This is a genomic window from Bifidobacterium erythrocebi (assembly GCF_012932675.1).
Taxonomy (GTDB): Bacteria; Actinomycetota; Actinomycetes; order Actinomycetales; family Bifidobacteriaceae; genus Bifidobacterium; species Bifidobacterium erythrocebi.
On record NZ_JAAIIF010000002.1, the window covers coordinates 1 to 13,492 of the forward strand.

Annotated in this window: 11 protein-coding genes; 9 read left to right on the forward strand and 2 right to left on the reverse strand. The window is 60.4% G+C overall.

Going from position 1 to position 13,492, the window contains the following annotated elements; all coding sequences use genetic code 11:
* Positions 1–424: 424 nt before the first annotated feature.
* The 3 genes from G1C98_RS00040 to G1C98_RS00050 all read left to right on the forward strand — a co-directional run bounded on the left by G1C98_RS00040 (position 425) and on the right by G1C98_RS00050 (position 3,414).
* Positions 425–1,279: a carbohydrate ABC transporter permease gene (locus tag G1C98_RS00040; RefSeq protein ID WP_169078068.1), complete on the forward strand. Its 855-nt coding sequence runs from the start codon at positions 425–427 to the stop codon at positions 1,277–1,279.
* Positions 1,279–2,121, forward strand: coding sequence for a carbohydrate ABC transporter permease (locus tag G1C98_RS00045; RefSeq protein ID WP_169078070.1), 843 nt, complete (start codon positions 1,279–1,281; stop codon positions 2,119–2,121). The genes G1C98_RS00040 and G1C98_RS00045 overlap by 1 nt, the downstream gene beginning before the upstream one ends.
* A gap of 648 nt (positions 2,122–2,769) precedes the next feature.
* Positions 2,770–3,414 carry a YesL family protein gene (locus G1C98_RS00050; protein ID WP_169078072.1) on the forward strand — a complete coding sequence of 215 codons (645 nt, stop codon included), beginning with the start codon at positions 2,770–2,772 and terminating at the stop codon, positions 3,412–3,414.
* Between the two features lie 135 nt (positions 3,415–3,549).
* On the opposite strand, the gene G1C98_RS00055 is transcribed toward G1C98_RS00050, so the two are convergent.
* Positions 3,550–4,596 carry a LacI family DNA-binding transcriptional regulator gene (locus tag G1C98_RS00055; RefSeq protein WP_169078074.1) on the reverse strand — a complete coding sequence of 349 codons (1,047 nt, stop codon included), beginning with the start codon at positions 4,594–4,596 and terminating at the stop codon, positions 3,550–3,552.
* Between the two features lie 133 nt (positions 4,597–4,729).
* Positions 4,730–6,901: a 4-alpha-glucanotransferase gene (malQ, locus tag G1C98_RS00060; RefSeq protein ID WP_169078076.1), complete on the reverse strand. Its 2,172-nt coding sequence runs from the start codon at positions 6,899–6,901 to the stop codon at positions 4,730–4,732.
* 405 nt (positions 6,902–7,306) lie between these two features.
* Here malQ and dnaK point away from each other — a divergent pair, with 405 nt between their 5' ends.
* The 6 genes from dnaK to G1C98_RS00090 all read left to right on the forward strand — a co-directional run bounded on the left by dnaK (position 7,307) and on the right by G1C98_RS00090 (position 13,336).
* Positions 7,307–9,187: a molecular chaperone DnaK gene (dnaK, locus tag G1C98_RS00065; RefSeq protein WP_169078086.1), complete on the forward strand. Its 1,881-nt coding sequence runs from the start codon at positions 7,307–7,309 to the stop codon at positions 9,185–9,187.
* A 2-nt stretch (positions 9,188–9,189) separates the two neighbouring features.
* Entirely contained in the window at positions 9,190–9,825 is a 636-nt protein-coding gene (gene grpE, locus G1C98_RS00070; protein ID WP_169078088.1) for a nucleotide exchange factor GrpE, read from the forward strand.
* 144 nt (positions 9,826–9,969) lie between these two features.
* Entirely contained in the window at positions 9,970–10,971 is a 1,002-nt protein-coding gene (locus tag G1C98_RS00075) for a DnaJ C-terminal domain-containing protein (protein ID WP_169078090.1), read from the forward strand.
* An 88-nt stretch (positions 10,972–11,059) separates the two neighbouring features.
* The gene (locus G1C98_RS00080) at positions 11,060–11,623 is read left to right on the forward strand and encodes a heat shock protein transcriptional repressor HspR (protein WP_169078285.1); all 564 of its coding nucleotides are present in this window, start codon (positions 11,060–11,062) and stop codon (positions 11,621–11,623) included.
* Positions 11,624–11,720: 97 nt separating this feature from the next.
* On the forward strand, positions 11,721–12,392 hold the full coding sequence (locus G1C98_RS00085; protein WP_033509150.1) for an HAD family hydrolase: 672 nt from the start codon (positions 11,721–11,723) through the stop codon (positions 12,390–12,392).
* A 242-nt stretch (positions 12,393–12,634) separates the two neighbouring features.
* The gene (locus G1C98_RS00090) at positions 12,635–13,336 is read left to right on the forward strand and encodes a DedA family protein (RefSeq protein WP_169078092.1); all 702 of its coding nucleotides are present in this window, start codon (positions 12,635–12,637) and stop codon (positions 13,334–13,336) included.
* Positions 13,337–13,492 lie beyond the last annotated feature (156 nt).

Genomic DNA, 13,492 nt, shown 5'->3' on the forward strand with positions numbered 1-13,492 from the left:
GGTTCCGTCTCCTGGCTTCCAATCGCGGTTTTTTGTTTTGGCGAATGAAAATCGTACACAGGACGCGGGCCATGCCCTCCTGCGTCAGGGCCGGAATCCGAAAGTGCGCAAGATTTCGGACGTTATCAAGAGGGATAACGTTTTATTTACAAACGTTTGCAATTTGACGGAGTCCAATGCCGTATGGCAGAAAATACAATTTTTTCAACAAATGCGTACGCTGGGAACGTTGCTAGGGTCAAAGGGGGAAACGCCGAAAATGACAACGTTTGACATACGTTTCCGCGACACGTACCATACTAATACGTCTTGCATGAGGGTGTGCACGTCACGTCAGAGCATGCAGGAAGTGCACCAGCACAATAAAATTGGAATCCATACACGATGCAGTGTTATGGACTCAAGGAGGAGGAAGTGGTGTTTCATGATTAGCATGGCTGGAAAGGCGATACGGAGGTGGTGGGCGCTATTCGCACTGCCTACGTTCGCAGCATTCATTATCGGATTCGTGGTGCCGTTCCTTATGGGCGTGTACCTGAGCTTCTGCGAGTTCACAACGGTGACCGACGGCGAGTGGGTCGGTCTCAAGAACTACGGCAAGGCTCTGCAGGATAAGGAATTCCTGCACGCACTCGGCTTCTCGACCGCATTCACCATCGTGACGACCATCGTGATCAACGTGGTCGCGTTCGCCATCGCCTACATGCTGACCAAGGCGATCAAGGGCTCCAACATCTTCCGTTCGGTGTTCTTCATGCCGAACCTCATCGGCGGCATCATCCTGGGCTACATCTGGCTGCTGCTGCTCAACGGCATTCTGGCGCATTGGGGCAAGGCCCTGACATACTCCGCCACATACGGCTTCTGGGGCCTGGTCATTCTGGTCTGCTGGCAGCAAATCGGCTACATGATGATCATCTACATCGCAGGCATGCAGTCCCTGCCCACCGACGTGCTTGAAGCGGCCGCCGTGGACGGCGCAAACGGTAGCCAGACCATGTTCAGGATCATCATCCCGCTCATGATGCCGTCGATCACCGTGTGCTCGTTCCTGTGCGTCACCAACGGCTTCAAGCTGTACGATCAGAACCTTGCATTGACCAACGGTGCTCCGAGCAACATGTCCGAAGGTCTGGCAATGAACATTACGCGTACGTTCTACGGACGCATGGGCTGGGAAGGCGTCGGCCAGGCGAAGGCCGTGCTGTTCTTCATCCTGGTGGCAGTGATCGCGCTGCTCCAGAACAAGCTCACGACAAGCAAGGAGGTGGCGGCCTGATGACCGACAACAACAAGGTCAAGCACCCGGCGCTGTGGACCGTTCTTTTCTCCGTCGTCTCACTGGCATGGATCTTCCCGATCGTGCTGGTCATCATCAACTCCTTCAAGCAGAAGGCGTACATCTCCAACAACGCGTTCTCCATCCCGACCGGCAAGGCATTCGTCGGGCTTGAGAACTACACGCGCGGCATCGAGACCACGAACTTCTTCGCCAGCTTCGGCTGGACCCTGCTGATCACGGTCGGCTCGGTGGCTTTGATCCTGCTGTGCACCTCGATGTGCGCATGGTGGATCGTCCGTGTGAACAACTGGGCTGCCAAGCTGCTGTACACGCTGTTCCTGTTCAACATGATCGTGCCGTTCCAGATGGTGATGTTCACCCTGTCCAAGCTGGCCGACATGCTCAAGCTCAACACCCCGTGGGGTCTGTGCATCGTGTACCTCGGCTTCGGCGCCGGTCTCGCGGTGTTCATCTTCACCGGTGTGATCAAGGGCATTCCGCAGGAGCTTGAGGAATCCGCCATGATTGACGGCGCGAACGTGCCGCGCATCTTCTTCCAGATCGTGGTTCCGATCATGAAGCCGAGCGTCGTGTCCGTGGCGATCCTTGAAGCCATGTGGATCTGGAACGACTACCTGCTGCCGTACCTGACGCTCGACTTGGGCAAGTACAAGACCATCTCGGTGGCTGTGCAGTACCTCAAGGGCGGCTACGGTTCCGTGGATATGGGCGCCATGATGGCCTGCCTGGTGCTCGCCATCATCCCGATCATCGTGTTCTACCTGATCTGCCAGAAGTACATCGTCAAGGGCGTAATGGCTGGTGCGGTAAAGGGCTGAAAGCCCTTTACATAGGCAGCGCGGTGCGCTGCCTATAGCACCAGCCTGAGCGAAGCGACAGCTGAGCGAAGGCAGTGACGAGTCCGGCCGACGGCCGGTCAATAGTGGCTGGGCCGGAGGCGGTGCGGTAAAGGGCTGAAAGCCTTTGCATAGGCAGCGCAGTTGCGGCCGATAGCTTCTACAGACTGACATCAATCAACCGATAACTCAATATACGGAGGCGGTAACGGATATACCTTTCTGACTAATAGACACCTGACAACGGGAACGGGGAGAGCGGTTCATGCGAATCGCCCTCCCCGTTCCATATGCGCCGCGCCAATACGGTTCGTTCCTTGGCGTTTGCATCGTGGAACACCCCAGCAAGGCGCAGAACAGCCTTGCAGAGGGGATGGATCCGCGAATATGATTTCCTCTTCGCGTCCGTCTTCACTGAGCGTTCAGAACGTCGTTACGGCACCGCATGGAGGTGCCGGTGGCTATGGTCGCCGATGCTTGCGGCCCCATATTGTGCAGTGGCGGAGTGGGCGGCAATGGAGTTCGGTGGCAGGTGCCCGCGTCAGTGTAGTCTGGTACTGCCAATCAACCGGCATGGGCGTCATCTTGCTGCAGCGGGGTGGCATTGCCGCAGCGAAGGGAGCATAGCCCGTGAATTTTCTGTCCCCCGATTCGAAGTTCATGCAGGAGCTTCGTAATCTTACGGATGCCATCTGGGTCAATATTCTGATGATCGTCACATCCATCCCCATCGTGACGGTGGGTGCCGCCATCACGGCTGCCCATGACGCCAACAGGCGTGCGTTGCAGGGTGAGGCCGGAGGCGTGACCCGCAACTACTTCCATGCTTTCCGGGCGAATTTCGCCAAGGCGACGGTACTGTGGGCGGTGTTCGGCATCACCGGCGCGGCGTTGGCATATGCATGGGTGGTGTTGCAAATCACGCCGTTGCTGATACCGAAAATCGGATTGACCTTGATCTGGCTGATCGGTTTCGAATGGGTATTCGCCCTGCAAGCCCGCTTCGAGAACACGGTGGGGCGGACCTTGGCGAACGCGTTCGTATTCGGCGTGAGCCATATTCTGCTGACCGTGGGCATGATGGTGCTCGACGCGATCTGGGTCGGCCTGCTGGTGGCCTGTTGGTTCATATTCCCGCAGGGCCTGTTCCTGCTGGTGGTTATGGGGTACGGCACCATGATCCTATGCCATATTCCGCTGCTGGAGCGTGGCTTCAAGCAGTACCTGAAGCCTGCCGGGAACAACGACGCGGAGAACGGTTCCACGGCGGCGTAACGGCCTTTGCCGGGGCTTGATAAGCCTGATGCGGATGCGAAATGCGTGTGGCCCGATTCCTGTATGGGAATCGGGCCACACGCATAATGGCGGTTTATGCAGTCTCGGTACCGTCGACACCGGTTTTATATGCGATCACGCATTGGGATCGACGTACGGCGCGGTGGTCTCACGCAGCATGAGCTGCACCTGCGGCGTCTCGAACCGCGGCTCGGCTTCGGAACTGGGGTGTTTGCTATCGGAGGCAATCAGGGCGAGGGTTTTTTGCGCGGCCTTGGCACCCATGGCGTAGGGGTCTTGATGCAACGTGGTCAGGCCCAGGCTGGAAGCATACAGATTGTCGTCGAAGCCGATCAGCGACAGATCCTGCGGGACGCGACGGCCGTACTGACGCAGTCGGAACAGCGCCGGAATAGCCAGCTCGTCATCACACAGGCAGACCGCCGACGGGGTGGGCGAAGCGGAGATGATGCAGTTGAGCACCGCGTTGGCCGGGTCTCCCGCATGATCGAGGGACAGCGGCATGGGCGTTACGCCGGGGTACGAGTTGCAGGCGTCCATAAAGCCCTGCAGTCGGGCGCTGGCCGAATACCGCAATGCGGAGCGGTCGTCCGTCTCGTCATAGCCGATATAGGCGATGCGATGATGCCCCAAGGCGACAAGATGATCCACTGCGATATGTTCGGCGGCGTGATCGTCGATGCTGACGCCGGCGTCGAAGCCGTTATTCGAAGGAATGTTGATGCCGACGATCGGCACATTCATGGACTTGAGCTTGCGGGATTCATCCGGTTCGATGTTGAAGGAGCTCACCACAACGGCATCGGCGTTGCGGCGGACCGGCAGGTCGGTGAAGAAGTTCCGGCGTTCGTCGGCGTTCGTCATGGAGAATACGGAGATGTCGTACCCTGCCGGGTGGAAGACGGAATCGAGGCCGGCGTAGATGCGCGAATTGAACCAGGTGATGATGGATTCACTCAGCAACAGCGCGATGCGGAACGACTGCCCCGACTTCAACGCCGCGGCTGATCGGGAAATGCGGTAGTTGAGTTTTTCCGCAGCGGCCATGACGCGTTCGCGTGTTTCCGGCAAGACGAGATCCGGCTTGGCGAAGGTGCGCGACACTGTGGATACGGAGACTCCGGCCTCACGGGCGACCGCCTGAATGCTTGCTTGTGCCACCAATCCCTCCTGGATGAGAATAAAAAACTATGAAAACGATATCACGAGGTATTGGCACACTCCCGAACACCGATGAGTATGCCAATACCTCGTGAAAGCCCCGATAGGCGGGGTACCTGCCGTATGTTGTCGATTACTTGTTGGTGCCGTCCCGCATGACCTTGGCCAGGGACTGCACGCGCGGCGAATCGAAGACGTCCGGTGTCAGCACGACATGCTGGTCCGCATCCGCCAGGGGGACGCGCCAATTCGAGTATTCGCTGGACGTGCCCGGCTGGTTCTGGCTGCGGTGCTCGCCGACGCCGTCCACCAGCGCGGCCTGCAGCAGCAGGGACGGCGTATCGCACAGCATGGCGTGCATCGCCTCGACGATCTGCTGTTCATGCGCCGGAACGTCCGCCGCGACATCGGCGGTGATGTAGCCGCTTTCGACCAGGCGGTCGAGCATGGCGCGCTGCTCCGCTTCAGCGGACTTGCGGAACGCCTCGGGATCGTCCACCAGATGCAGCTTCTTGCGCAGCTCCACATGCTCGTAGTTGAGATAGCCGGCGGTGGGCGGCAGATCGTGCGTGGTGACGGAGGCGAATGCCTGACGGCGGTAATCCGACGGAGGCATGTACGGGTCGCCGGCGTTCGGCGAATAATCCACACGGGCGAACCATTCGACCTCGGTGCCGAGCACGCCATGCTCGCCAAGCACCTGGCGCACGTAGTCGGGCACGGTGCCCAGATCCTCGCCGATCACCATGCCGCCCACGCGGGTCGCCTCGATGGCGAGCACGCCGAGCATGGCCTCGTAGTTGTAGTTCACGTATGCGCCGTTGCGTGCGCCGAGACCCTGCGGAATCCACCACAGGCGGAACAGGCCGAGCACATGGTCGATGCGTACGGCGCCCGCGTGCTCGTACATGAAGTGGACCATCTCGCGGTACACCTGGTAGCCGGTGGCCTCCAGATAGTTCGGGTTGAACGGCGGCTGGCCCCAATCCTGACCCTGCTGGTTGTAGAAGTCGGGCGGGCAGCCGACGGTGACGCCGCTTGCCGCGAATCGTTCGGGGTTCGCCCATGCGTCGGCACCCAGACCGTGCACGCCGACGGCCATGTCCTGGATCATGCCCAGGGCCATACCGGAATCGAGCGCAGTCTGCTGCGCGTCGTTGACCTGCTCGGCCGCGATCCACTGCAGCCAGCGGTTGAATTCGAACAGATCCTGATTGTCCGCGATGAGCTGTTGCACGGATTCGCTGGAGACGGTGGTCTCCTTGAACCAGGGGTTATCGCCCCACGGCGCGCCCCAGATCTCGAAGCACAGGCTCCATGCGGCGAAGGAGTCCAGGTCAGGGCCGGCGTCCTGCTTGAAGCGCTCGAACTTCGCCTGACGTTCCGGCGAGCGACCAGCGTCGAAGATGATGCGCAATGCCGGGCGTTTGGCATCCCATGCGGCGTTGATGTCCATGGGGCCGGCGTCCTCGTTGTTGGCGGCCACGGAATCGTGCAGCGCGTCGACCTTTGCCTTCGCCTCGGCGTTCAGGCTCGCATACTCGGGGATATCCTGCGGACGGATGTAGGTGACATTGAGGAATCGGCGTGATTCGGGCAGGTACGGCGACGGTTCCAGCGGCGTGAGCGGCGCGCTGGCGTGGATGGGGTTGATGAGCATGAAGTCCGCGCCGGACTTGGTGGCGGCATCTGCCAGCAGGCGCTTCAGGTCGCCGTAGTCGCCCACGCCCCAGGACTCATGGGAGCGTACGGAGTACATCTGCGTCATCCAGCCCCAGCGGTGGTGTTCCGCCACGGCGGCCGGCACTTCGATGTGGGCCGGGGCGTCGATGATGGTGGCGTCGGCGGAGCGGTCGCCGGCGGTGACGTGCAGGGTGTGATAGCCCATCGGCAGGCTGGCCGGGATGGCGATGGTGGGATGGGCGGAATCGAGATCGGGCAGCGCGTCGATGTCTTCCTCAAGGGTGGTGCCGTCTTCCAGCGTGATGGAGGCGGTGATGTCGCAGTCGGCGCTGCAATTGATTTCCACGGTGGTGGTCTTGCCGGTGGTCGCGACGATGGTGGGGGCGATGAGCTGTTCGCGCTGCTTGCGCGCATGCTCCTCAAGGGACTGTGCGATCGCCTCATCGTTGGAGGCGTCGACGCCCAGCGCCGCGAGCACCGCCACGAGCGCTTCGTCGCTGATTTCGGTGTATGTCCCCAACTGGTCGAAGAAGGATGTTGACAATCCGCTTGCCTTGGCAAGCTGGATAAGGGGTCTGGCAAGACGTTCGGCGCTTTCTTCGCGCTGCGTGGCATTGGTCATAGTAGGTGCTCCTCTTCGAGTTTTCCGCAAACGACGCCATGGCCTTCGCCGTGACGCTGGTCCTGTTTGCTGGTTCCTCCATACAGACTACAAGATAGCTTATATTGACAACGATTGCAAAAAGGTCTCTACACGCGTTTCTTGCAATGTCGTTTTTGGCGGATTTCGTTGTCTTTTCGCAATGAATAGGTATGCATGAGTGGCATGTTCTCAAAAACTTGATAGAAACTGGCTCAAGTTTTTGGATTTTTTGGGAATAAAAGTTGACAGAGGGAAGTTGAGTGATGTAGGCTCAAGTTTTGGAACGGGTCGGAAGGCCCGAAAGAAACGTGAGCGGGAAACCGTAGAACGAGAACAACGTTCCGCCGCAGTCGACGGAACACATATATGTAAGGAGTCAAAGTTATGGGACGTGCAGTTGGTATTGATCTTGGCACCACGAATTCCTGCATCGCAACGCTGGAAGGCGGCGAGCCGACCGTAATCGTCAACGCCGAAGGCGCTCGCACCACGCCGTCCGTGGTGGCATTCAGCAAGTCCGGCGAGATCCTGGTGGGCGAAGTCGCCAAGCGCCAGGCCGTCACCAACGTCGACCGCACCATCAGCTCCGTCAAGCGTCACATGGGCACCGACTGGACCGTCGAGATCGACGGCAAGAAGTGGACCCCGCAGGAGATCTCCGCGCAGGTCCTGATGAAGCTCAAGCGCGACGCCGAGGCCTATCTGGGCGAGCCGGTCACCGATGCGGTGATCACCTGCCCGGCATACTTCAACGACGCTCAGCGCCAGGCCACCAAGGACGCCGGCAAGATCGCCGGCCTGAACGTGCTGCGCATCATCAACGAGCCGACCGCCGCCGCACTGGCGTACGGCCTTGAAAAGGGCAAGGAAGACGAGCGCATCCTGGTCTTCGATCTGGGTGGCGGCACCTTCGATGTGTCCCTGCTGGAGATCGGCAAGGACGACGACGGCTTCTCCACCATTCAGGTGCAGGCCACCAACGGCGACAACCGTCTGGGCGGCGACGACTGGGATCAAAAGATCATCGACTGGCTGGTCAGCGAGGTCAAGAACAAGTATGGCGTTGATCTGAGCAAGGACAAGATCGCCCTGCAGCGCCTGAAGGAAGCCGCCGAGCAGGCCAAGAAGGAACTGTCCAGCTCCACCAGCACCTCCATCTCCATGCAGTACCTGGCCATGACCCCTGACGGTACCCCGGTGCATCTGGACGAGACCCTGACCCGTGCCCACTTCGAGGAGATGACCTCCGATCTGCTGGGCCGCTGCCGCACCCCGTTCAACAACGTGCTGGCCGACGCCGGCATCAGCGTCTCCGACATCGACCACGTCGTGCTCGTCGGCGGCTCCACCCGTATGCCCGCCGTCAAGGAGCTCGTCAAGGAGCTCACCGGCGGTAAGGAAGCCAACCAGTCCGTGAACCCGGATGAGGTCGTGGCAGTCGGCGCAGCCGTGCAGTCCGGCGTCATCAAGGGCGACCGTAAGGACGTGCTGCTCATCGACGTGACCCCGCTGTCTCTCGGCATCGAAACCAAGGGTGGCATCATGACCAAGCTCATCGAGCGCAACACGGCCATCCCGACCAAGCGTTCCGAGGTGTTCTCCACCGCCGAAGACAACCAGCCGTCCGTGCTGATCCAGGTCTACCAGGGCGAGCGTGAATTCGCCCGCGACAACAAGCCGCTGGGCACCTTCGAACTGACCGGCATCGCTCCGGCTCCGCGTGGCGTCCCGCAGATCGAGGTCACCTTCGACATCGACGCCAACGGCATCGTGCACGTGTCCGCCAAGGACAAGGGCACCGGCAAGGAGCAGTCCATGACCATCACCGGCGGTTCCGGCCTGCCGAAGGACGAGATCGATCGCATGGTCAAGGAAGCCGAAGCCCACGAGGCCGAGGACAAGAAGCGCAAGGAGGACGCCGAGACCCGCAACCAGGCCGAGGCCTTCGCCTACCAGACCGAGAAGCTCGTCAACGATAACAAGGACAAGCTCTCCGACGACGTGGCCAAGGAAGTCACCGAGAAGGTCAACGCCCTGAAGGAAGCCCTGAAGGGTGAGGATACCGAGACCGTGAAGACCGCGCAGAGCGAGCTGATGACCTCCGCCCAGAAGATCGGCCAGGCGCTGTACGCCCAGCAGGGCGCTGAAGGCGCTGCCGCCGGTGCCGCGGGCGCTGCAGGTGCAGGTGCCTCCGCGGGCTCTTCCGACGACGACGTGGTTGACGCCGAAGTCGTGGATGACGACGACAACAAGGACAACAAGTAATCATGTCCGAGTTCAACAAGGACGATTACCTGAACGACCTGCCCGACGCCGATGATCTGGCCGGGCAGGCCGCCCCTGCCGCCAACGACGCCAAGCCGGCCGACAGCCAGGCTGCCGCTGACCAGCCCGCCGCCCCGAAGCCCGAGGAGGGTCCCGCCGATGCCGGCAACGGCGACCAGCAGGATGCCGACGAGGACACGCTGACACCGCTGGGCAAGGCGAAGAAGGAAGCGGCTGATTACCTCGAGGCGCTGCAGCGCGAACGCGCGGAGTTCATCAACTACCGCAACCGCGCCAAGAAGGAGCAGGATCGTTTCCGCCAGCACGGCATCATCGATGTGCTGACGGCCCTGCTGCCCGCCCTGGACGATATCGACCGCATCCGCGAACACAGCGAGATGGACGATTCCTTCAAGGCCGTGGCCGCGAAGATCGACAAGGCATTCGAGAAGTTCGGCGTCGAGAAGTTCGGCGAAAAAGGCGAGGACTTCGATCCGACCAAGCATGACGCGATCCTGCATAAGCCGGATCCGGATGCCGAGAAAGAGACCGTCGACACCGTGGTGGAAGCCGGGTACCGCATCGGCGACCGTGTGATTCGTGCGGCCCGTGTCGTGGTCGCCTCCCCACAGGCCTGACCGTTTTCCCTCAAGGCTTCCCGACTCGCCGGCGCTGACTGCCGATCAGCGTCTGCGATTCGGGAGGCCTTGCTGTACCAGTATGAAGACTTTACGAAAGGCTTCATGAAACAACTCATGAAAACCTCTTGAAAGGAGGCAGTGATGGCTGAGAATGAATGGTTGAACAAGGATTTCTACAAGGTCCTCGGTGTCTCCAAAGACGCCACCACCGACGAAATCAAAAAAGCCTACCGCAAGCTGGCGCGCAAGTACCACCCCGACGTCAATAAGACCAAGGAGGCCGAAGAGAAATTCAAGGACATCTCCGAAGCCTACGACGTGCTGAGCAATAAGGACGAACGCCAGAAATATGACGCGATTCGCCAGTTCGGCATGGGTGGCGCCCGCTTCGCAGGAGGCTCCGGCGCAGGTGGATTCGACGCCAGCGGATTCTCCGATATCTTCGGTTCCATGTTCGGCGGCGGCGCACCTGGCGGCTCCCGTGTACGCTTCCAGACTTCGGGCGGCGGGCAGCCGAACCTCAACGACATCTTCTCGATGTTCGGTGGCGGCGCCGGCGCGCAATCCGGTGCGCCCTACGGCGGTGGCTACGGCGCAGGCTATGAGGAGCCGGCACAGCCCGAACGCGGCGAGGACCGCAACTCGAAGATCACCTTGACATTCCGCCAGGCGGTGAAGGGCGTGACTGTGTCCTTGTCCGCGGACGGCAGGAAATTCAAGACGCATATCCCGGCCGGCGTCAAAGACGGACAGAAGATCCGGCTGAGCGGCAAAGGCAAGCCCGGCCGCAACGGCGGCGCTCCCGGCGACATGTATCTGCAGATCAGCGTGACCGAGGATCCGCGTTTCAGCATGCGCGGCCATGATCTGGTGATGAACCTGCCCGTTACCGTGGGCGAAGCCGTTGCCGGCGGCAAGGTCGAAACCACTGATATCGACGGCAACACGGTGTCGTTCAAGATTCCGGCCGGTTCATCCAGCGGCGCCGAAGTCAAAGTGGCAGGCCACGGCGTGCATTCGGGAAACCAGGCAGGCGACTTGATCGGCCGCGTGGAGATCCACGTGCCGGCAAAGCCCAGCATGAGCGCCAAGCACGCGGCTAAGAAATTCGATGAGGCAGCGGGCGCATACCTGCAGCGCTGATCGGTTTCCGCTCGGTGCTCCGCAGGCAGCGGCCTGAACACCCAAGGAAACGACACAACGATGCCTTATAACGCCAGGGAGGTGAATGATGGCGAAAACAGCACGACAGATGCGCCAGCTGTACGCGCTGTGCGCGACGGCGCTCGTGTTGGGGCGAGCCGATCTTGACGGAGCGGATAACGCCGGATTCGACATTGCGATGCCGATCTTCACCGTCGGCCAGGTTGCCGAAATCGCCAACATTCACCCCCAGACCCTACGCCAATACGATCGCGTAGGCCTGGTGGTGCCGCAGCGGACCGCGGGCGGCGCGAGGCGCTACAGCCTGCGCGACGTCGACCGCCTGGTTCAGGCGCAAAAACTCAGCCAGGATGAAGGCATCAATCTTTCGGGCATCACGCGCATCCTCGAATTGCAGGAGGAAACCCGGCAGCTGCGCCGTCAGATCAAACGCATGCGCGCGGAAAACGACGGCAGCGTATTCACAGCCGGGCGCGACGGCGACATCGTCGAAATGCAACGATCCAACAGTGCACGTCGTTGGCGGCGCGACATCCACGCCACAGTACGTGAACTGCCATCCGGCGCAAGCGGCTACGATCCTGATGCGCGCACCGATTCCAAGTCGGTGATTCTTTGGGGATACCGCTGATTCCTACCGTGGCGCGGCGCGTAACGGATACGCATGATGCTGTCGAGTTGATTTGGTGTACTGGTGGCGTACTTCCACTCCTCAGCAAGGAGAAAACATGCTGTTGAAAGCCGTATTCTGTGATCTTGACGGCACCACCATCGATTCCGAACCCCTGTGGCATGACGGCGAGATCGAACTCGCTACGCAACACGGCGGCTATTGGGATGAGGATCTCGGTTGGGAATGCTCCGGCAAACCCGTTCCCGAAGTCGCCGAACATATGATCGAGCACGGGTGCACACTAAGCATCGAAGAAATCGACGTGCAGCTTAAAGCCTACGTGTTCAACGCCGAACAGGAACGTCTGCCGTGGATCGACGGTGTGCGCGAAACGCTGCAATCCCTGCGCGACGCGGGAATCCCCGTGATGCTGGTAACCACATCGCCAAGGCCCATGGCCGAAAACATCATGGAACAGGCTGGCGGATTGTTCCTCGACTACGTATGCGGAGACGACGACTGTGCCCATAAGCCCGACCCCGCCCCATACCTGCTTGCCGCGAAGAAGCTCGGCATCGCCCCTGAGGATATGGGCAAATGCGTGGTGTTGGAAGACACCTTCGTCGGTCTGGAAGCGGGCGCGGCCTCCGGCGCCACGACCATCGCGCAGACCTGCACCATTCGCACCGATACGTCCTCCGGCCCGCAGTTCGCCTCCATCAACGGATACGACGGAATCGACGCGGCCGCATTGGATGGTTTCGTCCGTCAACGGCTCGCACAGTAGCGCCGGCAATGCCGGCAGTCGAGGCCAAACGGCACATTCCCCGGAAATCAAGACGATTCGCCGGGGAATATTCGTATGCGCGGCGACTTATAGGAGTGCTTGCGGGAATGTGCAGATTTGGACAGGTAGCGATACTGGCAAGGAATCGCGGTACGGTCTGCTGATAGGGTTGTTGACGGTTTGCCGGAAACCGTCATTGCCGGCCGATCCGGGTATCGGACGAAGGAATAATTGGGAAACGCATGAATATTATTAACTTCTTTGTGGAATTGCTGAAGGATCCGCGCGCGGCCATCGCCAGCTGGATCGCGATGGGCGTGGCCCCCACCTTGGGCTTCATCTTCATCATCATCTTCGTGGAAACGGGCGTCGTGTTCTTCCCGTTCCTCCCCGGCGATTCGCTGCTGTTCGCAGCCGGCGTGTTCGCCGCCCCCGACAGCGCGACCGGCAAAGCGGCACTGCCGTTGATGGCATTGCTGCCCGTAGTATGGTGCGCTCCGATCATCGGCGACCAATGCAACTATTGGATCGGCCACTTCTTCGGACGGCGTATTCTCGAATCCGGCAAAGTCAAGGCCATGACGCCGGAACGTATCGAAAAAACCGAAAAGATGATCGAGAAGTGGGGGCCGCTGGCAGTGTTCCTCGGTCGATTCTTCCCCTTCATCCGCACATTCATGCCATTCATTTCCGGCATTTCCGGCATGCGTTGGAGCCGATTCACACCGTTCTCCATACTGGGAGGCCTGTGCTGGTCGTCCCTGTTCACCCTCATGGGCTACTTCTTCGGCGGCATCCCCGCAGTGCAGAAGCACTTCGAGCTCATCATCATCCTGATCCTGGCCGTGTCGCTCGTGCCTACCATCGTCGGCCTGCTCAAAGCCAAGTTCGGCAAGAAGAAGCCTGCCGAAGACGCTCCCGCCGAAGTGCGGGCCGAACACTGACGCCACACGGTGAGGCAGTCATCACAATCCCGCATGCTGCAGCCGTTCCCGTTTCGTAATACACGAAGGAACGTGCCACGGCATGCGGGATTGCCATATCTACGACTATTCCACCGCCTTGCGGTATGAAGGACCGCAGCCGATGCGCGTTCGTCA

What these genes read in the sequence shown, in the direction of transcription:
- G1C98_RS00040 (WP_169078068.1), top strand. Translation starts at nt 425, where the DNA reads ATGATTAGCATGGCTGGAAAGGCGATACGGAGGTGGTGGGCGCTATTC.
- G1C98_RS00045 (WP_169078070.1), top strand. Translation starts at nt 1,279, where the DNA reads ATGACCGACAACAACAAGGTCAAGCACCCGGCGCTGTGGACCGTTCTT.
- malQ (WP_169078076.1), bottom strand. Translation starts at nt 6,901, where the DNA reads ATGACCAATGCCACGCAGCGCGAAGAAAGCGCCGAACGTCTTGCCAGA.
- dnaK (WP_169078086.1), top strand. Translation starts at nt 7,307, where the DNA reads ATGGGACGTGCAGTTGGTATTGATCTTGGCACCACGAATTCCTGCATC.
- grpE (WP_169078088.1), top strand. Translation starts at nt 9,190, where the DNA reads ATGTCCGAGTTCAACAAGGACGATTACCTGAACGACCTGCCCGACGCC.
- G1C98_RS00075 (WP_169078090.1), top strand. Translation starts at nt 9,970, where the DNA reads ATGGCTGAGAATGAATGGTTGAACAAGGATTTCTACAAGGTCCTCGGT.
- G1C98_RS00080 (WP_169078285.1), top strand. Translation starts at nt 11,060, where the DNA reads ATGGCGAAAACAGCACGACAGATGCGCCAGCTGTACGCGCTGTGCGCG.
- G1C98_RS00085 (WP_033509150.1), top strand. Translation starts at nt 11,721, where the DNA reads ATGCTGTTGAAAGCCGTATTCTGTGATCTTGACGGCACCACCATCGAT.
- G1C98_RS00090 (WP_169078092.1), top strand. Translation starts at nt 12,635, where the DNA reads ATGAATATTATTAACTTCTTTGTGGAATTGCTGAAGGATCCGCGCGCG.